This window comes from Desulfosporosinus sp. I2 (genome assembly GCF_000960765.1).
Lineage (GTDB): Bacteria > Bacillota > Desulfitobacteriia > Desulfitobacteriales > Desulfitobacteriaceae > Desulfosporosinus.
On record NZ_JYNH01000013.1, the window covers coordinates 30,651 to 54,056 of the forward strand.

General features: G+C 44.1%; 25 protein-coding genes and 1 pseudogene. 1 reads left to right on the top strand and 25 read right to left on the bottom strand.

Annotated features, from left to right (window positions below):
• Positions 1-135 precede the first annotated feature (135 nt).
• The 18 genes and pseudogenes from UF75_RS05635 to UF75_RS05705 form a co-directional block, all read right to left on the bottom strand.
• The gene (locus tag UF75_RS05635; protein ID WP_045573622.1) at positions 136-1,413 is read right to left on the bottom strand and encodes a phage major capsid protein; all 1,278 of its coding nucleotides are present in this window, start codon (positions 1,411-1,413) and stop codon (positions 136-138) included.
• Positions 1,403-2,383, bottom strand: coding sequence for a head maturation protease, ClpP-related (locus UF75_RS26140; RefSeq protein ID WP_052693028.1), 981 nt, complete (start codon positions 2,381-2,383; stop codon positions 1,403-1,405). The genes UF75_RS05635 and UF75_RS26140 overlap by 11 nt, the downstream gene beginning before the upstream one ends.
• A 6-nt stretch (positions 2,384-2,389) precedes the next feature.
• Positions 2,390-3,541: a phage portal protein gene (locus UF75_RS05645; protein ID WP_082075025.1), complete on the bottom strand. Its 1,152-nt coding sequence runs from the start codon at positions 3,539-3,541 to the stop codon at positions 2,390-2,392.
• 125 nt (positions 3,542-3,666) lie between these two features.
• Positions 3,667-5,226: a terminase TerL endonuclease subunit gene (locus tag UF75_RS05650; RefSeq protein WP_082075031.1), complete on the bottom strand. Its 1,560-nt coding sequence runs from the start codon at positions 5,224-5,226 to the stop codon at positions 3,667-3,669.
• 114 nt (positions 5,227-5,340) lie between these two features.
• A complete protein-coding gene (locus UF75_RS28030; protein WP_156146249.1) occupies positions 5,341-5,499 on the bottom strand; it encodes a hypothetical protein in 159 nt (52 codons plus the stop codon).
• Positions 5,492-5,683: a hypothetical protein gene (locus tag UF75_RS05655; protein ID WP_045573625.1), complete on the bottom strand. Its 192-nt coding sequence runs from the start codon at positions 5,681-5,683 to the stop codon at positions 5,492-5,494. The genes UF75_RS28030 and UF75_RS05655 overlap by 8 nt, the downstream gene beginning before the upstream one ends.
• Positions 5,684-5,884: 201 nt before the next feature.
• Positions 5,885-6,364, bottom strand: a complete 480-nt coding sequence (radC, locus tag UF75_RS05660) for a DNA repair protein RadC (RefSeq protein WP_045573626.1) — start codon at positions 6,362-6,364, stop codon at positions 5,885-5,887.
• A 241-nt stretch (positions 6,365-6,605) separates the two neighbouring features.
• Positions 6,606-6,866 (bottom strand): gamma-glutamylcyclotransferase, encoded by a 261-nt coding sequence (locus tag UF75_RS28035; protein WP_156146251.1) that lies wholly within the window; start codon positions 6,864-6,866, stop codon positions 6,606-6,608.
• On the bottom strand, positions 6,863-7,705 hold the full coding sequence (locus UF75_RS05665; protein ID WP_052693029.1) for a hypothetical protein: 843 nt from the start codon (positions 7,703-7,705) through the stop codon (positions 6,863-6,865). Before UF75_RS05665 ends, UF75_RS28035 begins: the two co-directional genes overlap by 4 nt.
• A 67-nt stretch (positions 7,706-7,772) precedes the next feature.
• A pseudogene (locus UF75_RS05670) lies at positions 7,773-9,033 on the bottom strand (site-specific DNA-methyltransferase).
• A 180-nt stretch (positions 9,034-9,213) separates the two neighbouring features.
• Positions 9,214-9,756, bottom strand: coding sequence for a P27 family phage terminase small subunit (locus tag UF75_RS05675; protein ID WP_045573627.1), 543 nt, complete (start codon positions 9,754-9,756; stop codon positions 9,214-9,216).
• A gap of 172 nt (positions 9,757-9,928) precedes the next feature.
• Positions 9,929-10,285, bottom strand: a complete 357-nt coding sequence (locus UF75_RS05680) for an HNH endonuclease (protein ID WP_045573628.1) — start codon at positions 10,283-10,285, stop codon at positions 9,929-9,931.
• 467 nt (positions 10,286-10,752) lie between these two features.
• Positions 10,753-11,235, bottom strand: coding sequence for a helix-turn-helix domain-containing protein (locus UF75_RS26145; protein WP_052693030.1), 483 nt, complete (start codon positions 11,233-11,235; stop codon positions 10,753-10,755).
• 111 nt (positions 11,236-11,346) lie between these two features.
• On the bottom strand, positions 11,347-11,916 hold the full coding sequence (locus UF75_RS26150) for a hypothetical protein (protein ID WP_052693031.1): 570 nt from the start codon (positions 11,914-11,916) through the stop codon (positions 11,347-11,349).
• Between the two features lie 278 nt (positions 11,917-12,194).
• Positions 12,195-14,288: a virulence-associated E family protein gene (locus UF75_RS05695; RefSeq protein WP_242860127.1), complete on the bottom strand. Its 2,094-nt coding sequence runs from the start codon at positions 14,286-14,288 to the stop codon at positions 12,195-12,197.
• A gap of 291 nt (positions 14,289-14,579) precedes the next feature.
• Entirely contained in the window at positions 14,580-14,918 is a 339-nt protein-coding gene (locus tag UF75_RS05700; RefSeq protein ID WP_045573630.1) for a hypothetical protein, read from the bottom strand.
• Positions 14,903-15,187 (bottom strand): hypothetical protein, encoded by a 285-nt coding sequence (locus UF75_RS29610; RefSeq protein ID WP_207642469.1) that lies wholly within the window; start codon positions 15,185-15,187, stop codon positions 14,903-14,905. Before UF75_RS29610 ends, UF75_RS05700 begins: the two co-directional genes overlap by 16 nt.
• Before the next feature lie 169 nt (positions 15,188-15,356).
• Complete coding sequence (locus UF75_RS05705) at positions 15,357-15,572, bottom strand: helix-turn-helix transcriptional regulator (protein ID WP_052693032.1); 216 nt, start codon at positions 15,570-15,572, stop codon at positions 15,357-15,359.
• Between the two features lie 179 nt (positions 15,573-15,751).
• Here UF75_RS05705 and UF75_RS26155 point away from each other — a divergent pair, with 179 nt between their 5' ends.
• On the top strand, positions 15,752-16,363 hold the full coding sequence (locus tag UF75_RS26155) for a helix-turn-helix transcriptional regulator (RefSeq protein WP_052693033.1): 612 nt from the start codon (positions 15,752-15,754) through the stop codon (positions 16,361-16,363).
• 286 nt (positions 16,364-16,649) lie between these two features.
• On the opposite strand, the gene UF75_RS05715 is transcribed toward UF75_RS26155, so the two are convergent.
• The 7 genes from UF75_RS05715 to UF75_RS05740 form a co-directional block, all read right to left on the bottom strand.
• Positions 16,650-16,973: a DUF5658 family protein gene (locus UF75_RS05715; RefSeq protein ID WP_052693034.1), complete on the bottom strand. Its 324-nt coding sequence runs from the start codon at positions 16,971-16,973 to the stop codon at positions 16,650-16,652.
• A gap of 4 nt (positions 16,974-16,977) precedes the next feature.
• Positions 16,978-17,115, bottom strand: coding sequence for a hypothetical protein (locus tag UF75_RS28960; protein WP_197079332.1), 138 nt, complete (start codon positions 17,113-17,115; stop codon positions 16,978-16,980).
• A 33-nt stretch (positions 17,116-17,148) separates the two neighbouring features.
• Entirely contained in the window at positions 17,149-17,367 is a 219-nt protein-coding gene (locus tag UF75_RS05720; RefSeq protein WP_045573632.1) for a hypothetical protein, read from the bottom strand.
• Positions 17,368-17,409: 42 nt separating this feature from the next.
• The gene (locus UF75_RS05725) at positions 17,410-17,994 is read right to left on the bottom strand and encodes a hypothetical protein (RefSeq protein WP_143159011.1); all 585 of its coding nucleotides are present in this window, start codon (positions 17,992-17,994) and stop codon (positions 17,410-17,412) included.
• 542 nt (positions 17,995-18,536) lie between these two features.
• On the bottom strand, positions 18,537-19,892 hold the full coding sequence (locus tag UF75_RS05730; protein WP_045573633.1) for an MFS transporter: 1,356 nt from the start codon (positions 19,890-19,892) through the stop codon (positions 18,537-18,539).
• Positions 19,893-20,010: 118 nt separating this feature from the next.
• On the bottom strand, positions 20,011-20,916 hold the full coding sequence (locus UF75_RS26850; RefSeq protein WP_045573634.1) for a glycyl-radical enzyme activating protein: 906 nt from the start codon (positions 20,914-20,916) through the stop codon (positions 20,011-20,013).
• 71 nt (positions 20,917-20,987) lie between these two features.
• On the bottom strand, positions 20,988-23,384 hold the full coding sequence (locus UF75_RS05740; protein ID WP_052693037.1) for a glycyl radical protein: 2,397 nt from the start codon (positions 23,382-23,384) through the stop codon (positions 20,988-20,990).
• Positions 23,385-23,406: the final 22 nt, after the last annotated feature.

A 23,406-nucleotide genomic window follows, 5' to 3' on the forward strand; every position in this document is an offset into this window, starting at 1 on the left:
TGTGTTTTCCTTGAGCTTCGAGATGGTCTTATCCAAACAGGTTTATCACATTCTGAGCAAGTCGATTCATATCCTCCACGCCAATTTGAATTAGCGCTCCCTTTTCTAGACTTATATATTTGTGTGTTTATCTACTTAAGCCCTCGAAGCCAAAGCTACGAACGGAGAAAGTGTGTTGGATCCACGAGAAGGAGTCAGTACCGAACCCCACACAGGTTGCCCATCAACTCTGTATATAAAGCGGAAGCAATTCTCATCATACAAAAATCTAACATGAATGGACGATGCTGCACTGATTCCACCCTTATCGATGATAAGGTACTGGGACAAATCGGCAAGAATGATGTCGCCTGTTGTACCGAGAGTTTGGCATTGCTCCAAGGGAATGACAGGACGACCGTACAGGGTGCTGTAGGGAGAACCGGAAATACCACCCGCTGGCATATACACCGGGATACCGCCTGTACCGACGGATAAAGCCATGGTGTAGAGTTGAGGTTCAATGTCCTGATTAATGAACCAAGCAGCGTTTTGACGGGATTTTCCCCAGCAACGGGACCACATGCCTACAATATTTTGAACGTTGACGGTCCCTGCAGTTTGACTACCCACCTTGGGAACGGTCACTAAGGACTTGCTGTTCATAAGGCCTAAAGGCATTCCAGCTCCTGTACCGTTTAAGATGGCATCGTCCATTTTGAAGCCGAACTCTTCTGCAAAGCCCTGACTGATGACCGATTCCAAGGCGGTAGCATCAAGCAGAAGTTCGTCCGTCGCATAACAAAGCCCAGTTAGTTTGTGGAGGTTGAGTTCCATCTGCCGAAACTTAGGTTTGCTGCCGATTAGTCCATCGGCTTCTCCCTCCCAGTACGCTTGAATACCACCCCAACGTGAACCGTTCGCTCGACTGCTTTCGTCGATGGCATTGATTCTTAGTCCGGTTGAATTCGTACTGAGGGGCACTTTGTTACAACGACTGGCGAGCACGCCTGTCTCATAAGCACGCTTTAAGATTTCTTTGGAAAAATCTGTGTCCACCAAAAAACCACCGTCGCTACCCACGTTTTCATTCAAACCTGCAGCCGCTTTAATGGATAACCGATTGTCCATCGAGCCACCTGGTCTGGCGGCTTCGATCACTGCTCGGAGTTGTTCACCAAAGGAACCAAATTTTTCTACTTTGGCCTTAGGTTGGGCATACAACGGTGCATTAACTGGGGTATTTAAGTCGGCCTGACGCGCTTCGAGCTCCATAGCTGCTTTGATTGTGTTTTCCAAGTTAACAATTTCCGCTTGAAGAGTATCAAACCCAGCTTGTTGTTCTACGGTAAAGCCCGTTCCTGATGCCATGGCTGCGTTTAAGAGTGTTTGCTGAGCATCGAGTTTTTGTTTAAGTAGTGCTTTAAAATCCATGGTCTAATCGCCTCCTGTTTAAATTGAATTGGGCTTGATATAGGTCAAACTCCAGCAGACTGAACTCATCGTCTGCACCCTTGCCGTCAGCTTCATCATCAGTTTCGTCGTTATCAAGTTGAGCCAGGACTTCAGTCAAGCTGTCCACGGCTTGCCTGATGAGTGCTTCGTTTGTGGAGGATATTGTTCGGCCTGCATTATGAACCTCGGGCAAATAATTAGGCAGTGGTTCAGCTACTACGCTGACCACTGCCTGGTTGTTGGGTTTTTCATGAGGTTGATTGTTCGGTGGGTCGTTGACCGAAATATCTAATGCAGAACCGACCATCGCCTGATTTGGTGGGTTACGGAATCTGCTCAGATCAAAGGACAAACCATTCATGGTTAGGTAATCCTTGTTCATCGAAGCTGCAATTTGCTTAGTCTCTTCGAGCACATCAGCAAAGCCCAATGCAACGGCTTCCTCAGCAGTGAGCCAGGTTTCAGCGTTGACCATTTCACTGATCTTTTGCGGCTCCATCCCTGTTTTTTCTTGGTAGGTTGTCAGGATGCTCTGGTCGATTTTGTCCATGTCATCAGCGAGTTTGCGGAGATCATTGGCGTTACCAATTGCCATAGTCCAGGCTTTATGAATCATCATCATGGCATTTCTGGGCATATAAACAGTGTCGCCAGCCATTGCAATCACTGAGGCAATGCTGGCGGCTAGACCATCGATATAGACATTTTTCTGGGCTGGATGGCGCTTTAGCATGGAATAGATAGCAAGGCCTGCGAAAACATCCCCGCCGCCGCTGTTGATGTAGATGTTAAGAACTGAGATATCGCCGAGTCCCTTCAACTCCTGTGCAAACGTCATTGGTGTTACTTCATCTCCCCACCAAGTTGAGCTGGAGATGTCACCATAAAGCAAAAGCTCTCCAACATTCGGAGAGCCTGCCTTCGCTTTAAATTCCCAGAATTTTTTCATTCGTTATCACCTCCCCGCCATAATAATCTTGTAGGTATCCTCTATCAAAGCATCACTCTCAGCTTGGCTGGCCTGTACCCCTGCTTCTTTGAAGTTCAAAGGCATCATGTAAATATCTCCATTTACTATCGGCGTCATATTTTCGAGCTTTCGGATATCGTTGACGGATAACCAACCCCACTGCCTTCCAGCTGCATACGATGCTGCCCGACTTTGCATATCACCGCGCAAAAGGCTGTCGATTTTGAACTCAATATAAAACCCCGCTCGGCGCTCGAGTGGCGTTAAAAGCTGCATATTGATATTTTCTTCCCACCGTTTAAACCAAGGGAGCATGGTGTACATAACAAATTCCAGGCTCTGATGCTCAATGTTGTTGTTCGTTGCCCTATCAAGATTCTGTATTAAGTGAAGTGGGACTCGGTAGATCCGGGCTACATCCTCTAACTGAAACTTCTTGTTTTCAATCAGTTGTGCGTCTGCTGGTTTGATCGACAGTTGACTGAACTTCGCTCCGCCTTCCAGGATGATGGGCTTCCCGGTATTCGCCAGACCCTGATAGCTTTTTGCAAAATCCTTTTTCAAACGTTCATAGGCTGTGTCCGCGAGAGCACCGGGATACTCAATTACTCCCGAGGAATTGGCCCCATTTTTATAGAAGTTAATACCAAAGCGCTCATAGGATAACCCAAGGCGGATCGCCGACGAAACATATTCGATCGGAGACAACCCAACAACACCGTCCATACTCAGTCCAGCGACGTGAAAAACCTGATTCCTTGCTAAGTCCAGTTGGTTCGTCCCATCCCGGATCTTGTACACTAACCTGTTCGATGAGAAATCCCGGGTTATGGTTACTTTCGACCAGTCGTAGGGATATAACCCCACCAGATCGCCGTATTTATTGACTAACTTCTGACTAACGGTATTTCCGCCAAGGTTCAGAGAAACCATGCAGGTTTCTTTGAAATTGAATGGGGACATTTCTTCGTTGGGTTGATTATGAAGAATGTCGTAGACCGATAAATCATTTCTGGTTTCGCGGTCACCGTTTTCCTTCTTTCGATAAAGCATCACCGGTGTACCAGCCAATGCCTCCGCGAGGACCCGTACACAAGCAAAAACAGCCGTGTATTTCATGGCTGTTTTGGAGTCCACTTGGCCTTGATAGTTTGATTCGGGTATGTCATCACCGTTTAAGAAGCGTTGAATATAATCTTCAATGCCTTGGCCGAAGAAGAACTTGGCTCGTTGGAAAAATTTCAGTTGTCATCACCTCCTCATTAAAGGCTTCGCATGCCTCTCTCGTTATAAACTCCACCTCCGTCATCCTGATGTCGTAAAGCCCTGTCAAGTGCCATGATTAAAGCAACAGCACCGTCAATACGCTCGGTACTTTTTTCTTTGTCCGGTTTGATGTTGCCTGCTGGGTCTGTTTTGACATAGATGTTATCCATCATCCAGCGAAGGACCGGATTGCCACTATGGGCTATTTTTTCTTCGAGCGTCAGCTTCATCAATTCCTTGGTCGAGGGGGACATATCTTTATAACCCTGTCCGAACGGCACCACAGTAAAGCCCAAGCCCTCTAAGTTCTGAGACATCTGCACTGCTCCCCAGCGGTCAAAGGCAATCTCACGAATGTTATAGTCCTTGCCAAGTTCCTCAATAAAAGTCTCAATAAACCCGTAATGGACGACGTTCCCCTCCGTCGTTTTCATAAACCCTTGCTGCTCCCAAGTATCGTAGGGCACGTGGTCGCGTCGGACACGCAGGTCCATATTGACTTTCGGGATCCAGAAGAACGGAACGACTTGATAGTTGTCGTCTTCCGCGTTCGGGGGGAACACTAAGACGAAGGCCGTAACGTCAGTCGTACTTGAGAGATCTAGCCCAGCAAAACACTCACGGCCTTTTAACCTCTCAAAATCAACGGGGAAGGCACATTTATCCCACGCCTCCATCGGCATCCAGCGTATGGATTGCTTCGTCCAGATGCAGAGTCTTAGTTGTTTAAAGGAGTTTTCTTCGGCAGGGTTTTGCCGGGCATTCTCACAAGCAATAGCCAACTTAGCCTCAGTTACGGTAATACCCATGCTTGGGTTGGCCTTCCGCCATGTTTCAGGCTTAGACCAGTCGTCGGTTTCACTTGCTGCGTAGATGGTGGGATAAAAGGTTTGGTCGGTTTTTCGATCCTCTAGAATATCCACTGCTTTTTGATGAATCTCGTAACCAATACTGTGCATGTCGTTTCCTGCGGTGGTGATCAGGAAATTTAACGGTTGTCTTCTTGCATCCGAAGCACCTTGAAGCATGACTCGGGCCATTTCCCGATTTGCTACATGAAGTTCATCGTAGAGGACGGCGTGGGGGTTGATCCCATGTTTTGAGAACGCTTCACTCGAAAGAACCTGGTAGAATGAGTTCTTTTCTGGATAAACTAGCCGTTTCTGTGACGCTACGATCTTTAGCCGTTTTTGGAGTGCCGGACATAGACCGATCATATCAACGGCTACCATATAAATTAGGCTGGCTTGCGCTCGATCCGCTGCACAACTGTAGATTTCTGCCCCATACTCATCATCCGCCACTAACATAAAAAGGGCGATTGCCGCCCCAAGCTCGGTTTTGCCCTGTTTCTTTGCTATCTCAACATAAGCGGTATTAAATTGACGGTTCCCGTCTTTCTTAACCACACCAAAAATATTGCGAATAATCTCGGTTTGCCAATCAAGTAGTTTAAAGGGTTTGTTATACCACTCGCCTTTGGTATGTCTAAGGTTCTCAATAAACGCTATGGCATACTCCGCTTTGCCTTGATTATAATGCGAGCTCGGCAACATAAACCGGGTTGGAGTAAAGGCCTTAGCTTTTTTTGTAGCCAAACTTTCACCCCAACTCTTTTATTAATTCAACAAAAACAGAACCTCCCAGTATTGGGAAGTCCCTCGCAATAGTTAGTAGCTGTCAATCCACTCCATCGCTTCTTCAAGGCTGTCGCACTCCCATTCGAGTTCGTTGTCCTTGGTGGTTATCCAGTAAAGGTACCCGGCCCCGTCACGAGTGGTAGTCTCTTTAATAAGAAGCCCCTTGTAACTCTTTATCCGTTTAGCCATTCGCCTTCGCCGCCTCTCGCAGTTTATCTTCAAGGCCCATGACTTTTTTGGCGAGACTCAAGCTTCGATTTTGGGCTGACCTCAGTTGGGTGTAGTGCCCAGCTTCCGCAAGTTGCTTAACCTCGATGCCTATTATCTCGTACATTCTCCGAGCTTCTTCAAGTTTTATTATAAGCTTGTCCATGCAGTTTTGCCTCCTGTAGGTTTTTTCCGTAGTCCATTAATCACTCGAAACGCACAGGATAGCAAGTCAATTCTGTACGGCTTTTTAAGCCGGGTACACACTCCGAGTTGAGCGTTCACCCTGCTAGGATAGACTTATCTGCTCAAACGCCAGCGTCGCGCGGGACAGGGGCAACAAATATTTAATCACCCGATGCATACTCTAACGCGACACGTTGTCAGGCTGGATTTCCCCACGCTCTTTTAGACTAACGTAGTTCCCATTATCTCCAATAACCACATGGTCCATTACTTCAATTCCCAGGATACTTCCCGCTTCAACTAACCGCTTTGTGATCTCTAAGTCCTCCCTACTAGGAGTTGGGTCACCCGACGGGTGATTATGAATGAGGATTATGGAATTACTATTGGCCAGTACTGCGGCTTTAAATACTTCGCGCGGATGGACCAAGGAAGAGTTCAACGTACCCACGGAAACCGTATTGAGCGCATTGACGTTATGTTTGGTATCCATACAAAGAACCACAAAATGTTCTCTGTCAGCTCCCACCAAAAATTCTCCAGCTATAAGCGCCGCATCCTTTGGGGAGTTAATCTGTTTTGAGCCATAGGCGAGGCTTTTTTCCTTGACCAGTTGAATGGACACCACATTGACGTTTCGTAGCGTGTTCATCTTACGCATTTCATTTCTGCCTCCTGTTCGTTTTGGGTAGTCCATTAGTCACTCTACAACGAACAGATAGCAAGTTATTTTTTGTTAACTAAGAGGTCTTACACCTAGATCCATCAGTGCTTTTGCCCTGGTATTCTAGACTGCCTCGTTCTGAACAGCTTGCCCCAGGGATATCAACGAACGCAACACAAGCCAAACGTGCGCGACACATGGCCAACAGGAAAACACGCCAGTCAAGGCGTGTTGACACTCACTCTAGATGAACCTGAGTACAAATGGTTCTCATTCGAAAGGAAACCGTTTTCCGGCAAACAATCCTGGGGTAATTGTAATTCCGGGCTTTTACGTGCTTCCGTTCGGCTTCGACAGCTTCCTTGTAGCGAGGGTGTGACTTCTCAAGTTCCGAGCAGTCCATACATAAAATGTCCTCGTTCATCCGAGACATCGTTCGAGCGTCAAGCGGACCACCGCATCTTGAACACTTGTCCTGGGATAGAAATCCGTTCTTCATTCGTTTGCGCTCCCTTCGGTAAGAGCCTCTGTTCTGTGCCCATTGCGCTTCGCTTCGGCAGCTTGTTGGGATTCAGTCGTGCGAAAGGCTGTGTTCCCTTCTAGTTTGCTCAAGAGTATACTTCGTTCGATTTTGTATTCCTTGCCGATAAATCCTAGTTTTAGAAGGAAGCATCTGAACGCATATTTATCATTCTCAGTTTCCTTTTGCTTTACCGAGGTGAACTTTTGTTTTTGAGCTTGATTATTGAGCTGCCAGCAAAACATTCCAAAAGCGTGAATCTCTTGGGCATCTAGGCTCGCGTTGAAAAAGCTAAACTGTAGGGTCTTTTCTGCCATGTCGATGTCCAGTTCGTTATCTCCCGTGATCTTGCCTGCTTCGATAGCTTGATTTACGACTTCTGCAAAATCCTCCGAAGTGTCTATAGGAACAGCATTGATAGCCTCGACAAGGCCGTCTGGGATTATGACCTCCTGCCAACCTAGTGCTTTTCGTATGAGACCTTGTTTAGTCCATATCATGTTGACAAGATTTCGAAGGCTGTTACCATTGTGCCAGTTCATGGGAAGGGTTACTGTCAAATCCCTCTCGGCTGTGGCTCCCGCAATGTGTAGTGCATCGAGCACCATCCGTAAAGTCACATGCTCTTCTTTGATTCCAAGTTCCGGGGTTGTAACAATGCCGTTTCTATCGATGGTCCATCCACCGGCGTTGTAATTGAAGCTTGGTGCTCCGGCATATTTCACTTGTTCTCCGATTGTATCTGCGATCACAGAGGCTACCTGTTTACGTTCTAAACCTGTTACTTTGAATGAATAAGTTAACGTGTCGTTTGTCATGGTTTGTACCTACCTTTCTTTTTTGGTAGGTACATTAATCACTCTGTATGCAGTGAAAGTCAAGACATTAATTAGTATCTTGGTAGGGCACATTTGCTCCGTTTCGAATTAAAAAAATCACCAGCATTAGCGCCAGCGTTTTCAAGGTATCGTTTCACAATGACATCGGCGTATTTGGGATCGAGTTCCATCATATTGCAGACTCTTTCGGTCTGCTCTGCTGCGAGGAGTGTTGTTCCGGAACCGCCAAAAAGGTCAAGCACCAAATCTCCCTTATGGCTGGAATTGGTGATGGCCCTTGCTACCAACTCAATCGGTTTCATCGTCGGATGCTGTTCACTCCGCTTTGGCCTTGGTATATCAAACACGTCGCTTTGCTTTCGATCCACCAAAGGACAAAGTCTACTGCTACCCTCTAGCCAACCATACCATATTGGCTCGTACTGAGTATGGTAGTCTTTTCGGGAAAGTACTAGCGAGTCCTTCTTCCAAATAATCGTACTAGACCAGTGATAACCAGCTTCGCGTATGGCATCCATGAGGCCACCCCACTCTTGGGCACTCATTACAACGTATGTCATACAGCCCGGCTCACTGACCGCGCTCATAGTCGTGAACACTTTTAACATGAAGTCCTTAAAATCAACTGTGCTCATCTTATCGTTGAGGATTTGACGACCCGGCTTCCAGCTTGGATGGCTGCTCCCGCCGTAGTCTACATTCCAAGGCGGATCTGTAAAGACCTGCCTTGCTTTCTGACCATCCATTAAAACATTAACGTCTTCCAGGGAGGTACTATCCCCGCACATCAACCGGTGCCTACCCAAAAGCCAAATATCTCCTTGCTGGCTTATCGGTGTTTCGATTTCAGACAAGGCTTTATCTGTGTCGAAGTCATCTTCTTTTACATCCTCGGTGTCATTAGTATCGCTACCAAACAGCTCATCTAGCTCGACTGCTTCAAAACCAGTCAAACTAACATCAAAACCATTGTCGCCGAGGTCTTTTAACAAGTCTGTGAGAAGTGGTATGTCCCAGTCACCCGCTACTTTGTTAAGAGCAATATTCAGAGCTTTCTCACGCTGCTCGTCCATATTCACAACGACACAGTCTATTTCTTTTGCGCCAAGCCCAGTCAATATTTTGAAGCGTTGATGCCCCCCTACGATATTGCCGGTTTGCTTGTTCCATATGATCGGTTCCACATATCCGAATTCCTCCATGCTTTTACGAAGCTTTTCAAACTCCGTATCACCAGGCTTTAGGTCTTTACGAGGATTATATTTTGCCGCCTTTAATTGATCGGTGGGTATTTTCTGGATGTCCATCGTTTTCCTCCCAAACTAAAAACACGCTATTAAAGCGTGTCCGTGTCTTAGTGTATAAGTTGTTAAGCAAGCAGTAGCAAATTCGCTCGTTTGCCCGATCCGTCGGGCAATACGAACACTTACCCGGCTCTTAAACGTTATCGTGACACAAGCCAACGTGAAGCGACACGGGCGGTTTGTTTATCTACCTTTTCTTGCTGTAAGTAAATGTTCCATCGCATCCTCGTGTGGACTAGCTCCCACGTAATTTTGAGTGCTGTTGTCCTGCACCACTTGGTAGATCTGATACCAGATGCTGTTTGCCTGCTTCATAAAGCTCTGTGACATGGCAACGAATGGTGAAGGCATGGCATTTCCTGTCGTGGGATGCTTCGCCAAAAATCCGAATTCTGTAATGCTCTCTTCGCATTGAATCCAGCGAGAAACCGTCATGGCATATTGTTCTAAGAGCAGTGGATTGAGTAGGTGAGCACACTTACGTTCCTTAACCCACTCCCAAGTTTTCTGATATATTTCTACAGCATAGGTGTCCTTGCCGCCTTTCTGCTTTGCCGAAAGATAGTCTTTTGGTGGTGGAATTTTCTGGCCGGTCAAATCTATTAATCCTTCAAAGTCCACAATGGTCAATTTTCTTTTTCCGGGGTTTCCTTCGAGAATCTTGTCTGCGATGGGTTTTTTCTTACCGCCCGCACCGACACGAGCGCCCCCGTGTCCGTTTGCCATGATCTCACCTCTCTATTTCAAAATAATTTCGCCTATACCCCTTCTTGAACCTGCGAAATCTCGCGCGAAGCTTCCCACCTGGTCCCCTATGGTAAAGTTGGAAGGAATTAGACCGCCCCTCCCCCTTAGTTATCCACAGGCTAACAAGCTTATACACAGGCTATCCACAGGTTTATCCCCAACGACCATCTTCACGAGCTGTCTTAATGTCATGACAGCGTTTGCAAAGAGCCTGCCAGTTACTCTCGTCCCAAAAAAGCATCATATCTCCTTTATGGGGTTTAATATGATCCACTATTTTCGACGGTGTCAGTTTCCCTTCACGTTCACACGCCACACAAAGCGGGTGCTCTTCCAGAAACCGTTTACTCGCCTTGCGCCAGCGGCTGCCATAGCCTCGACTTGCTGCGGAACCACGTCTGCGATCGTATTCCTGTGTCACCTGCTTTTGATGCTTGTCACAATAACGATCAGACGTAAGTTCGGGACAACTAGGGTGGGAACATGGACGACGAGGTTTCATGGGCATCCACACATCACCTTTCCGCTACCTTTATCTAGGTCAGTCACTCGATGTATACCCCCTTGTTGTCTCTCATCATCCAGTCATAGATTACAAATTCTTCGGATTCTTCGTACATTTCTCGTAATCGATGTTCGTCTTTGCAGCGTCTTCCATTCCATCGTTTACAGTTCTTACAGGATTTTTTACATTCAGAGTCTGTTGGTATAAACAAGACGCACCTTAGCATGGTCCATCCCTGCCTTTATGAAAATATAAAAGCCGCCTTAGGCAGCTGTGCATTAAAAAGAATGCGACCGAGGTCGCTATATAAAAAGAGAGAGTAGGTGGATGAATGAGAAAAGGCCCTCGGACGTGTTGTCCAAGAGCCTCAATTAATCATTTCCACATCTTAATTATAGCACAGTTGAATTCTCCATGTTTGACCGATTTTAACCATTTACGACCGTTTTTAACCGTTTATGACCTTTTTTCTATCCGGTCACTTCCAACGTTAACTCTTGGTACATCTCATCTATTTCCACGACCGCTTTTTCATAACGCCTCTTTATTGTAGACCTCGGCATTTCATATTTAATACTTACCTTCTCTATACTCATATCGTTGATAACCATATCCGTAATAAGCGCTGATAATTCCTTTTTTAGCAAGAAGATGCAGCGTTCTAACATATCGAGCTCATATTTTTGGCCCTTATAGCGCTCCACTAATTCCGCTAAATGTTCTTCATTGTTCTCCTCAGTAACACTTTTATACTTTAGAGCGATCTTCGACGTTTTATCCGACACCCCGCTGTTTGATACGCGCTCGCCTTGAGGACTTGTGAACGTCATTTCCTCGATAGTCCTCTCTGCACTTATCCTGTACATCTCATAGTTTTCAATTTTAAATTCCAAGAGGCCGAGACTACGCTTCAATTCATGGTAATTTATGAGCAGCTTATCTACATCAATCATTTGTCTCTTCCTCCTCAAGCAAATAGGCAAAGTTACACGAGTCATGACAGTCATCACATGTGGCGTACATTGCGATCCACCTGAGACTAGTCTGTGTCTAATTCTGATTCTCTACAATGTTTCTCCTAACTCAAATCTTGCGGATTTGGCGACATCTATAGCCATCCCGACGATTGGTAAAATAATGGGATCTGGCATATACCCTATGTCTAGTATGCTTTCCCAAAAATCAGCGTAGACAACACGATCCCGATCTACCCTCGAATCCTTATCTGTCATCAATTGCAGTCTACCTTTATCCACAGCGAATATATCAACCCTCTTGTTGTCATAACACCCAGCGCCACAGTCAGTGGAATCGCGTGCAAAAAGGCAAGCCTGATTCTCCCAAGGTATCCCAACAACTAGTAGCACTGCACAATTCATATCCTCGCTGAAATCACTAAGCATGCCGTGGTATCGATCATCGGGTTGCTCGCCCTTCACCTCAACCCATAGTTTATCGTCTGGCAGCCAAAAGTCTGGTAAGTATAGATCACCGGTACTTAATTCAAATCCCTCTTTCTCGTATTCCCACCGCACACCGAGTGCGTCGAAGAATACTGCCCACCGGGCTTCGAGTCTTGTACGGAATCGGTACCCCTTATATCTTGTCTCGATTGCTTTTGTATTCTTGTGCATACGCTCACCCTTTCAAATCCTTGTAACACATAATCTCTCACACACGTGTATGTGCATAATACGCGTTCTACATAGGGTTATATATATATACCACCCTGTATAATTACTTTTATCTTTAATAGATAATTTACTGATACATCTGATACAACAGGGTCCTATCCCTTGGTATAACTAGGTTTGGGGTGTATCAGATGCACTAATTTTATCTGATACTTTGTAGATACAACTGCTACATTTTTGTATCAGATGTATCAGATAAGTATCAGTAAACATCAAGGCTATCTGATACTTTTTTCGAAGATAGTTTGTAAGCCATAACCAGGTATGCGGGCCCTGTTCTTTCGTTCTTTCCACCCCTGTATTCGACGCAGAATATTGCATATTTCTCTAGCTTCCCAGGGACGCATTGACCCTGCTCTATTGTGTAGGCATTCCGCCCATACCTGGGATGCGCACACACGATTCCGGAGTGGCCCGCCTTCCACCACTTTACCCCACACATCTTCTATGGGTGTCTCGAGCCACTCTTGAATTAATCCGGTACGAGGGTCGTCCTCCATGTGCAGCCCTTGAATACGTGCGGCCTCTTTATCGACCTCCGGTGAGAGTGTAAGTTCTTCACCACTTCTGTACGCTTGCAGAGCCTCTGCCCATATCTGTCCGATCTCGTATTCAGAAAGATCGGTAAATATACTTCTTCTACGCTTCTCTGGGTCAATCACGACTGGCCAAAAGCGGCGGTTTCCCGTCGGGTCCTTTAGAAAATCCATGTTGTTCGTTGTTCCGAAGAATACACACTTCCGTGGAAAATCCGTGATGACCCGGTCATAAGCCACCCGATATTTATCGCTGCGCTTCGTTATGAATTGCTTTATTTCGTCTACTTCGGTTTTGGTCATGCCCGCCAGCTCACCAAACTCAAAAATCCATGCCGATTGAAGATGCTCACCCGCGTCTTTAGAGTCGAAGGTTTTAAGCGAATCGCTAAACCAGCGCCGCGCTAGCATTTGGACGATCGTACTCTTGCCGGCTCCCTGCGGGCCTACCAACACAAGCATATAATCAAATTTGCAGCCTGGCTCATAAAGCCTTTTGACCGCCGCGATAAACATTTTTCTCGTTACTTCTTTAACATAACCCGAATCGTCTGCCCCTAAATAATCTATAAACAACCGTTCCATTCTTGGTATATCGTCACACTGCTGCGCCTCTAGGTACTCAATTATAGGATGAAACCTATTAGTATGCGTAACTTCCGTGAAGGCGTTTTTTATAACACCCCCGGACTTGATTTCATAAGTTTTACCAAACCAGTGCTCCATTCGTCGGTCATCCGATCCCATCCAAGGCTCATAATCCTCCTGCGGTCTTTCCCTGTTCCGCCACGGTAAAACATCACGAATAACTTCTGTATTTCCGAAGGCATCGTAGGCCAGAACACTCTTAAACGGGCCATTGCTTAAAATGATCTCTGCATTATTTGCTGTGGACAAAGGAAGTCCCGTCTTGTGGTTCGTTTTTAGTCGTTCAATCCACGCATCGGCCTCTTCATCCTCGACCCTGTCGAAGTCCTCCGCCAGCTCGGCTAATCGGTCGCGCTTTACTTTGCCATCTTGTGCGGCGAGCGTAGCCATGGCTGTATGGCTGGGTAGTCTATCAATACGAGTTTTATCACTCGCACTGTCGTCCAGGCTGCCAAACTTATGCAATCGTACTAGGTCAAAGGCGTTAACCTCTCTGCCACTGCAGGGGTCGCTCTCGTGATGGGAGTAGGCAAAGGTATCGCCGTCATAGACGACCAGTCCTCCGTAACTACTCGCGCCGACATACGTGTACCTTGTCAAGCTGTCGTCTGTCGATTCGTATGAGTCCGCTAGGAAAATCTCTATGGCTTCGCTGATAGAGTAGCAGCGACAGAACGCACCCACTACTCCTTGTTTTGATTTAGGATCTTCCATCCCCGAGCCCGTTTTCCTTTGGACTTTATCATCCACATGGCGTGGCCATTGCAAAGGGTCCCGCCAATCGCCGTACTCTGACAGAATACTATTGACACTCAGTGGAGCCCCTTCGTAAACCTCCAGAATGGGTTCTGCGTCTTTGCTACAGCTTGGTAGGTACATGAGCCGATGAACCTGAAATGTGGTCTTATCGAAATATTCCATTCCAATCTGCTCTGCCAGTTTACGGCTTATTGCTGCGTATTCGTCGGGATTCATAGCGCGATTAACTGGAATGATTAAACGGTACTTCTGCTTCTCCGGCCTGTGGCTATGCGTAGAGTAGATCGCAAAGGCTGAGCCGCCAAGGACAAGATCTGCTGAAATCATAAAGTAATCGTCGGTAACGTGATCCACATCCAGCGTGATCAAGCTACGGGTGTCTACGTTCTCCTTTTTCCGGCGCCCTCCCCGGACAAGTCCGCCGACGAATGCTGGACCGTCTTTGACGTTGCTACGTGCGGTACTGTTCATCTTGTCATACTCGGCCATTGTCTCGGGCGTGTGTCTGACCTTTTTTAGACGGGTGACGAACTCACCCCACTCCAAGTATTCAACGTTCCAATTTAAGTCTGTACGGTACTTCCCAAAGCTAATGTCTAGTTCCATAAGTATTCACCTCTCGGGGGCCTACTCCTTATTAGGCCGAGTTCTTCTTTCAGCCTATCTTGAATCAAAGACCTCGCATAAAATGTACAAATGATAGGTGTTGAAATCACCTAACTCTGGATCAGTAACTTTACCCGTTGCTATTCCGTAATCTTGGCTAAGCCTCATAGCCTTTTGCTCTAGGCGATTAACCTGACTTATATCGACCTTGATACCACGGATGCTTGCGTAGCCAGCGATCGTGAAATAATCAATAGACCTTATTTCCATTTTGGCGGTTAACATCTTGGTGTCTTCCTCGTGCTGAGCCAGTTTGAGTTTAATATCTTTCATGGATTGCAAAGAGGTAATCATAATATCCTCGATAGAGGTTGGCTTTAACTGTTTGTCCATGTTAACGGAATCCTCCATTTTGTGATGCGTTGCGATTCGTTTAATTTGAAGTTGAAAACAAGCATTAAATAAACCACTTTGTCCCACGTCAGGGACTGTACTTTTGCCACACCCTTAATCTCATCCATCACTCGATAGTAATCGTCGACCAGCGTTTCATAGGCTTTCCAGGCTCTGTCAGTGTTGAGTGATTTCGCATGAAGCCACGCTCCCGTAATGGTCTTTGTTGCGGTTGAAGTTTTTACTGATAATCGCAGTATCTGTTGCATACGCATCGGTCAATTGGGCTGTAGCCAATATTCTATTTTGATACTCGACAGGAATTAGATTACTCATCGTTACCCTCCAATTCATACTTCTTGTGGTATAATCTAAATAGTCATATTTTGTATTTGACCTGCTTGGTGTTGGAGCACCTGCGGGTCTTTTTGTTATTGATCAGGCACTTGTGTTCCCACCTACCTTACGTTCTGCTGGAAACACATCATTCAAAGTTACCCCTAGTGCCCTTGCGATCTTTTGCCCAGTCGGAATAGTCGGATAGCTGTTTTCATTAATGATTTCGTATACAAAAGACTTTGACAACTTCGTCTTTCTAACAATTTCACTAATTTTCATATTCTTTACATCCGCTATTTCCCTAATCTTGTTCATATTTCTCACCCCCATTAGAATTGTATCATTATATCTAACACTCATCAATAGTTGTAACGTTTTGTCGAACTGGTAAATTGATACACCTTGCCCTGTTTTTTCTGTTTACTTTATCGGACATAGTGATATACTAAGTATATCGTACGATATATCGAATCTTTGAATTGGAGGCGTTCTTAATGTTATTAAGACATAATATTAAAAAATTCCGCTTGGGAAAAAAGCTTTCGTTGAGAGCTTTATCTGAGAAATCAGGCATATCAAAAACGACTATAAGTGAAATGGAAAATGGAATTGTAACAAACCCAACTCTTGATACAATGGAAAAGCTATCAGAAGCGTTGGACGTTTCATTTGATTGTCTAACAGGTGAAGCACTCTTCACCATTATCGAGAATAGACTTGAAAAATTAGGGATAACTCTGCCAGAACTATCAAAAAGAGCAGATGTCTCTTTGGATTTTCTCAACAATCTTGAGCGCCTCGATCCGGATGAAGGAGACTATAATACTATGAATCAAATAGCTAAGGTTCTCAATCTGCGGCCCGGAATACTTCATGCGGCACTCGCACGTCAAGAACCACCAGCCTATGATAGTCCAATCATAGGCCACAGTCCGGAGGAAGATTTCACTGTGATAGACGACGAGGCTCCTACCGAATCTAGTTACACTCTTTCAACCCATAAATTAGATAGTTATTACGATGATTTATCCGATGATGAACAAGTAGCAGTTCGGGCTTTTATCGAGACCTACAGACAGATAAAGCGAACAAACCTGAAGGAGTAACTTTGCGTGAGGTAATAAAACACCACTGCCATCCCTTGTCGGAAATAATAGTCGTATTTAAAAATGGGCAGAAATTAGGCCCAGCAGAAATTTTATTTTGCTGGGCCTATCTTAGTAATTCTCTACGTTTCCCACTGTGGGATAGGGGAAATTCTACAAATACACCCAATCCACCAACATTCTTTCAAGGTCGCCGGGTGTGCCCCTTAGACGGGTTTATTGTTAGGGTTGGTAGTGGTGGAAAAACGAACAAATTGACAAGGCCACCTGGCTCAAACAGGCGGCCTTACTCATAAACCAATATCCAATAAGCATGAAACATCATCACAACCGAATAAACAATCAAAACAAGCCACAATGAGCAAGCAACAAACTTACGCGATCTATCCCGTATCTCCCAAAGCACAAAACCTAGCATAACTGGCAGCGATAACTTGACGGTCATAAATACAATGGGGTTTTCTTCAATTAGCCATCGCATCACAGGATTCACTTCTTCAATTACGCCTTGTCCTAGCCCCCAAAGTGTCAATGCACCATCGATAACACTGAGGGCAAATAACACGATAGAACTGACGATGATTGATCTGTCTCTTGACCAAAAGTTCAATTTACTACTCTCCATCTTCAGCCGTCGTTTCCTTATGTTTGATTTTTCGGGTGTAGTCTTTATTCGATTTATGGGGGCGTGTACCAGTATTGAAGAGAGTTCTTGTTCTTCCCTTACGGACTAGGGCTGGTTTATTTTTCATATTTTCGCTCTCCAATACCACAAACTTTCGAGCTTATTCAGTATCACTACTTTGAACAAACCGACAAAGGGTAGCATCCCACATCCACTCTGATTGATCTTCGGAATCGCTGCTCAGGAAATTAGTCAAAACGTCATGCTCTGATTCGATCAAAGCCGTCTCAAACCACTCTCCGAGCGATATATTTAGTGATTTGCAAACCGCTTCAAGTCGGGCTTTGACTTTTTCATCTGCTGGAAAGGCTATGTACATTTAAAGTCACCTCTTTATTCTTGACGTTGCTAGTGCTAAGAATTATCCCATAAATCCTTTGACACACGTAATAATTTCTTGCTGAGATAATACCTTATCAAACTTTTCACGATATAGGGCTTCTGTTTTCATGATATCAATTGATGCTTTGATGAACATTTTATAGTCCGCGTTTAACTCGAAGAGATAGTTCACAAAACCCCATTCAATGGATTCATTATAGTGGGCATCGTAAAGAACTCTCGATTCATCTGGGTTTACAAGGTCCAGTTTGATTACACCTATGCCGTATGCATTGACAAGTCGTCCTAGCTCATCAAGCAGTTCGATATCATTTTGATCTATTTCGGCACAAACTAAATATCCTTTGTTCGTCCAACGTGAGTTTGAGACCGCTTGGAAATAACTTTCCCTAAGGTTGGAGAATTCTATCTTTCGCTTTAGTTCAAATGAAAAAACGCCGATTGGTGTCTGGTTTATTTGTTTTGAAAAGGAAAGAACGCCTTTACTAAAATCTTTAATTGAGGAGACATCAAGCCCAACCATATCAGGATGAATCCATTCATTTTTACCTTTGGGACCACCCTTGGATATTTTGTCATTAATAGTTCTAGTCAATATGTTCATATAGTTATACACGAAGCAGGCTAGGATTTGATGCAGGTCCCGTTCTACCTTGAACGATCAAAAAGTATGTCGTACGAAGCTGATACTCCCTAAGAAGCGGCTTATTCTTTTAAAAATCGTTCTCCGGGTTTCCGTTTTTACAAGAGACTTCTCCGTCAGGAGAAGGCGCAGAAACTCCGGAGTAGCCTAGTTACTATCAATAATCTTTCGAAAATTGATTTTCTGCTTGGCAATTTTCTTGTATATCTTTATCTCTGATTAGACTTGACCTGGTGCCCAAATATTCAGCATATAATTAAAGAAGATTTTTATCAAAATTTCCATAGTAAGCAAATATAAATTAAAGGAATGAGCCCGATTGAATATCGAACTCATTCCTCAATACTTAAAAAATTTCTCTTCTTACTTTTTGGGGTCACTTAAATATTAGTGGCTACAAAAAGTCTTTTTTTTACAAGATTGTTGATGATTAGCTATACAATTAAACAAAATAATTTGAGAATTTAATAATCTATCCTTATATTCTTTTCCTTTAGTAAATATCAAGGAGAAATCTCTTCCAATACCCTGCCTTTGGTCTCTTCTCCAAAAATTCCTACTGCTATTGCTACTAAAATAAAGCAAGCAGCACCCATAATAAATACACCAGTGTTACCTATTTTCGGAAGAAGTACCCCGACGAGAGAAATCCCTATGAGTGAACCAACCCTTCCGATACCAGAAGCAAAGCCTGTTCCTGTTGTCCTTGCCCTTGTTGGATACAATTCAGGCGTATAGGCATATAAAGCTGACCACATTCCAAATAGGCAAAATTGCATACAAAGACCAAATATGATTAAATTCTGTAAGCTGCTTGCTGATCCATATAAGTAGACGAAGCCGGCACAGCCAATTAATTCAAAGATTAAAGCTGGTTTGCGACCAAATCTTTCTACTATATATGCTGCAAATAAGAACCCTGGTATCCCTGCCAAAGAAATTTCAATCGTATAGAAAACAGATTTTGTAACTGAGTAACCTGCCTGTTGGAGTAATGCACTTAACCAAGTTGTAAGACCATAATAACCAAAACATATACTAAACCACATAAACCATACCAATATTGTCCGCTTAGCATAACCCGGTGCCCAGAGTTGCATAAAAGAGAATCTTTTCTCCTTTTTGCGCGTATTATATTCAATATCAGGAACTGGCGGAAGCTCTTTTCCATATGCCTTTTGAACCTTTGCCTCAAAAAAACTCATGACTCTTTCAGCTTCATCATAGCGCTCAACATCATCCAGCCAGCGGGGTGATTCAGGGACAATTTTTCGGAAGAAGAAAATAAAGACAGCCGGAATGGCTTGAGCAATGAAAACCCAGCGCCATCCACCTAAAGGCAGTATTAAAAAAACTTCCACCCCTGCAAGTATAAAGCCAATTGGCCACAACCCTTCTAACATTGCAATATAACGTCCGCGGTTTTTGGCTGGCATAAATTCGGAAACTAAAGCTTGCCCAATTGGGAATTCCATTCCCATACCAAAGCCCAGCATAATTCTGAACATAGCAAATTGCTCGGGTGTTTGAGCTAAGGCGCAAAATAAACTACCTAATCCCCAAATGATCATGCTTATCTGAAATATAAGCTTACGTCCCCATCGATCAGCTGCCATTCCGGAAAGTGAAGCACCAAAGGCCATTCCCAAGAAACTAGCACTTGATACCAATCCTGCTTGAGCAGTCGTTAAATTAAAAGTTTCTTTGATTGATCCTAGCACAAAAGTAAGCGATCCTAAATCGATTGCATCAAATAACCAACATGTTACGATAGTAGCAAAAATTAGCCTTTGATAAGATGTTAATGGAAGCCTTTCAAATCTCTGTGCAATCCTAAGATTAACTTGTGCTTGTGACATTTCATTTTCCCCTCCTAATTGATTTTTCTTTAAAACAGTACCTTTTAAACGCTTGATTTAATTACCTCAATAAAATCCCTCCCTTCAGAAGACGTAACTTTAAGGTTTAAGTAAATCTTTATCCGTCTACAATTACTGTTAGTTTCAATTTGGTTTGCAGCATCTTCGAAATTGTATCAACTTGTTCCTGCGAAGGAGGCAGAGTTTCTTCAAGTTCAAATATTTTGCCTAAATTTTTATATTTATTTTGTCCCAGCCTGTGGTACGGCAATAAATGTATTGTTTTTAAACCTTGTTCTTTTACAAACAAACCAATATTTAAGATACTTTTTTCGTCCATATTAAAATCAGGAATTAACGGTACTCTGACAATAATATCCTTGTGTCGTAGTGCGAGTTTCTTTAAGTTTTCAAGCGGTAATTTGTTGCCTGCTTTTGTTCCTTCCCTATGAGCAGAATCTTCAATATGCTTAAGATCATAAAGAAATACGCCTACAAAAGGAATTACTCTTTCGAAATGCTCCCATGCTACGGCACCCGCAGTCTCTATCGCCGTATGTACTCCAAGACGTGTTAACTTTTCAAGGATCTCCAACACAAAACTAGACTGGCGTAAGGGCTCCCCCCCCGAAAATGTGACCCCACCTCCTGAATTTGTAAAGAATTCTTGGTCTTTCAAAACCATTGAAACGATCTCGTCAGTCGTATAATTCTTTCCAATTATCTGTAAAGCCCCACAACAGCACTGCGTTGCACAAATGCCGCATGTATTACAGGTCTGTCTATCAATGCTTAGACCAGTGGAAGTTAATGTCAGTGATTTTTGGGAGCAACAGGAAATACACTCTCCGCATTTCAAACAATTTATTGGATTATGCATTAGTTCGGGATACTGTGATTGGGATTCCGGATTACAGCACCATTTGCACCTTAATGGACACCCTTTTAGAAAAACGACGGTTCTTAGACCGGGTCCATCATGATTACAGAAGCGTTGGATGTTGTACACTATTCCTGTTTCCATTTCTACCTTCCTCAACTCTAAAAAATATCTAAAGAATGGGGGATATAAACCCCCTTTTCATGGGGAGGGGATTACAAAGTTTGATATTCTGTCCGCATAATGATATCTTCCTGGAGCATACGGTCTATACAGTTAAACAGTACGCTGAATCCTGCAACCCGAACTACCAGTAGCGGGTATTTCTCAGGATTCTTTTGGGCATCCCTTAACATTGCGGCGTCAACAACATTAAATTGAATATGCTGGCCTTTGAGCATAAAATACGACTTGATTATCGAGGCAAAGTTTGACAACCCTTTTTCGTCTTTAAGAAAAGATGGTGCTAATTTTACATTTAACAATGCGGCACCGGAGGATTTAAACTGGTCTAAATTAGCTACGGATTTTAACATAGCGGTCACACCGTTTTTATCTCGTCCTTGTGCGCATGAAACCCCGCCATCGGCAAGAAGCATTTCTTGTTTTCTGCCATCAGGCGTTGCTCCAACTTTGTCTGCGAGGAGCACATGACAGGATATACTGTAAAGACCGAATTGGTATTTTCCCCCACGCGGATTGGAGTATTTCTGGATTTCTTTCGAAAACCTTTCTACAACCTCCCTCGCTATTGCATCGACATACGCATCGTCATTGCCATATTTGGGGGCGAGGTTTAGAAGACGCTGCCTTAACTGCTCTGCGTTATTGAAGTTATTCATTAAGGCTACCTTTAGTTCCGCCCAGGTTATTGTCTTATCTTCATAGATAAATTTTTTAATAGCTGCCAAAGAATCGGCCGTATTGGCAAGACTTACGGCATTTGGGCTGGTGAAATTATATTTTGCTCCCCCCTGAAGCGAGGTCTTCCCATTTTCTAGACAATTATGAATGAAAACCGATTCAAAGAGCGTCGGAACCAGACTTCCGTGAACAGAATCGAGAATGTTCGTACAGGCAACATGTTGTTTTAGATAGTAGGAAAGTTGCTCAAAATAAGCTTCTTTGAATTCTTCGAAAGTTTCCAAACACTCTACTTCGCCCGTTTTAAACTGGTATTGTTTGTTCATCACATGATCATGACCGTTAAAAATTGTTAACTCGATCATTTTGGTTAAGTTCAAGAAGCCACCTGGCAGCCACGTCTCGCTAACCCCCGGTACTGTTGCTTCCGCACAACCTACTACGGCATAATCTCTTGCCTCCTGAAGCGTATAACCCTGCTGCAGCATGATCGGGATAAGGATTTCGTCATTATAAAATGCCGGCATACCCGTACCAAACGATGCCACTTCACAGCACCGCGATAAAAAGGTTTCCGGAGACCCATAATACCAGCGGGCTGACAGGGAAGGTTGGGGCAAACCTACTCTTTCGGTTGCGCTGAGACACATGTACGATAATTCATTAACTGCGCATTCTCCTTCCGCAGTTTGGCCGCCAACGATTAAATTCTGAAACATTGGATAGCCGCCAAATGCGATGGAATTTACTTTATCCCGAACTTTGTTGATATCATTGAATTTAACCCAGAGACAATCGATTAATTCCTTGAAAAACTCCTGATCTTCGTCCTTTTTTTCCAGGGGGCCTTTGAGATAAGGGTATATATATTGATCAAACCTTCCGGGAGAAACGCTGTGGCCGTTGGACTCTAATTGCAAGATCAGGTGAATGAACCAGAAAGACTGGAGCGCCTCCCAAAACGTTTCAGCGGGATAGGCAGGCACCTTCTGGCAATTCTTGGCGATTGTCAACAGTTCTTTTTTACGCGTAGGGTCTTCCTCAGAATCAGCAAGGCTCTGGGCCAGATCAGCAAATCGATTGGCAAAAGCAATTGCTGCCTTACACACGATGATTACCGCTAAATAATATTCTTTTTTTGTTGCATAAGAGGGATCTTGGATGTCCAGATTTTCCATTAGTGTCTCTATTTCTTTGATAATCCCTAATAGTCCGTTATCGATGCCATATTTATAGTCAATTATCATATGTCCGACGCCGGATCTCAAAGTTGTTAAGATACAAATCAGGTCCTGGGAAGCTTCTTTGGCTTGAGAAGGAAATAGCTGATAAGCCGCATCCTTGACCGTATTACCCTGCCACTTCGGCAGTATCTGGCGCAGTATTTCTTTATTTTTTTCGCTGATAATAAATTTATCCGCTTCTCTCAGATTAAAGGTATCCAACTCATTAAGAACAAAATCTACCGCATATTCGGGATAAACCGGAGCTCCTCTTAATTTTTCCGCAAGATTGCCGACAATGAGCTCACCTTCATGAATATAGATCCCCATGTTAAGTAAAATTTTTTCAAGGGCATATGCCCGCCTGAGAATATAAGGCTGACTAAGTGTTTCCTCGTAACTTTTAGATATAAGAATTGCTCTGTCCGTACAGATTTCCGGAGTCGTATTGATTAATTCATGCCGAAGTTTTTTAACTCTTCCCGAAGTTTCCTCCATCTTTTGCCAGCGTGTAGGCCTGGTCATCAAATATTTCCCCCTTTCAATA

Excerpts from the sequence above, each read along its gene's own strand:
- UF75_RS28960 (WP_197079332.1), bottom strand. The coding sequence starts at position 17,115 with ATGAAAAATAAACCAGCCCTAGTCCGTAAGGGAAGAACAAGAACTCTC.
- UF75_RS05680 (WP_045573628.1), bottom strand. The coding sequence starts at position 10,285 with ATGCCCATGAAACCTCGTCGTCCATGTTCCCACCCTAGTTGTCCCGAA.
- UF75_RS29610 (WP_207642469.1), bottom strand. The coding sequence starts at position 15,187 with ATGCAACAGATACTGCGATTATCAGTAAAAACTTCAACCGCAACAAAG.
- UF75_RS05700 (WP_045573630.1), bottom strand. The coding sequence starts at position 14,918 with ATGGACAAACAGTTAAAGCCAACCTCTATCGAGGATATTATGATTACC.
- UF75_RS05635 (WP_045573622.1), bottom strand. The coding sequence starts at position 1,413 with ATGGATTTTAAAGCACTACTTAAACAAAAACTCGATGCTCAGCAAACA.
- UF75_RS05665 (WP_052693029.1), bottom strand. The coding sequence starts at position 7,705 with ATGACAAACGACACGTTAACTTATTCATTCAAAGTAACAGGTTTAGAA.
- UF75_RS05725 (WP_143159011.1), bottom strand. The coding sequence starts at position 17,994 with ATGAACATATTGACTAGAACTATTAATGACAAAATATCCAAGGGTGGT.
- UF75_RS26850 (WP_045573634.1), bottom strand. The coding sequence starts at position 20,916 with ATGGAAACAGGAATAGTGTACAACATCCAACGCTTCTGTAATCATGAT.
- UF75_RS05720 (WP_045573632.1), bottom strand. The coding sequence starts at position 17,367 with ATGTACATAGCCTTTCCAGCAGATGAAAAAGTCAAAGCCCGACTTGAA.
- UF75_RS05650 (WP_082075031.1), bottom strand. The coding sequence starts at position 5,226 with ATGTTGCCGAGCTCGCATTATAATCAAGGCAAAGCGGAGTATGCCATA.
- UF75_RS28035 (WP_156146251.1), bottom strand. The coding sequence starts at position 6,866 with ATGAAGAACGGATTTCTATCCCAGGACAAGTGTTCAAGATGCGGTGGT.
- UF75_RS28030 (WP_156146249.1), bottom strand. The coding sequence starts at position 5,499 with ATGGCTAAACGGATAAAGAGTTACAAGGGGCTTCTTATTAAAGAGACT.
- UF75_RS05740 (WP_052693037.1), bottom strand. The coding sequence starts at position 23,384 with ATGACCAGGCCTACACGCTGGCAAAAGATGGAGGAAACTTCGGGAAGA.
- radC (WP_045573626.1), bottom strand. The coding sequence starts at position 6,364 with ATGCGTAAGATGAACACGCTACGAAACGTCAATGTGGTGTCCATTCAA.
- UF75_RS26145 (WP_052693030.1), bottom strand. The coding sequence starts at position 11,235 with ATGATTGATGTAGATAAGCTGCTCATAAATTACCATGAATTGAAGCGT.
- UF75_RS05655 (WP_045573625.1), bottom strand. The coding sequence starts at position 5,683 with ATGGACAAGCTTATAATAAAACTTGAAGAAGCTCGGAGAATGTACGAG.
- UF75_RS26150 (WP_052693031.1), bottom strand. The coding sequence starts at position 11,916 with ATGCACAAGAATACAAAAGCAATCGAGACAAGATATAAGGGGTACCGA.
- UF75_RS26140 (WP_052693028.1), bottom strand. The coding sequence starts at position 2,383 with ATGAAAAAATTCTGGGAATTTAAAGCGAAGGCAGGCTCTCCGAATGTT.
- UF75_RS05705 (WP_052693032.1), bottom strand. The coding sequence starts at position 15,572 with ATGAACAAGATTAGGGAAATAGCGGATGTAAAGAATATGAAAATTAGT.
- UF75_RS26155 (WP_052693033.1), top strand. The coding sequence starts at position 15,752 with ATGTTATTAAGACATAATATTAAAAAATTCCGCTTGGGAAAAAAGCTT.
- UF75_RS05675 (WP_045573627.1), bottom strand. The coding sequence starts at position 9,756 with ATGGCAAACGGACACGGGGGCGCTCGTGTCGGTGCGGGCGGTAAGAAA.
- UF75_RS05730 (WP_045573633.1), bottom strand. The coding sequence starts at position 19,892 with ATGTCACAAGCACAAGTTAATCTTAGGATTGCACAGAGATTTGAAAGG.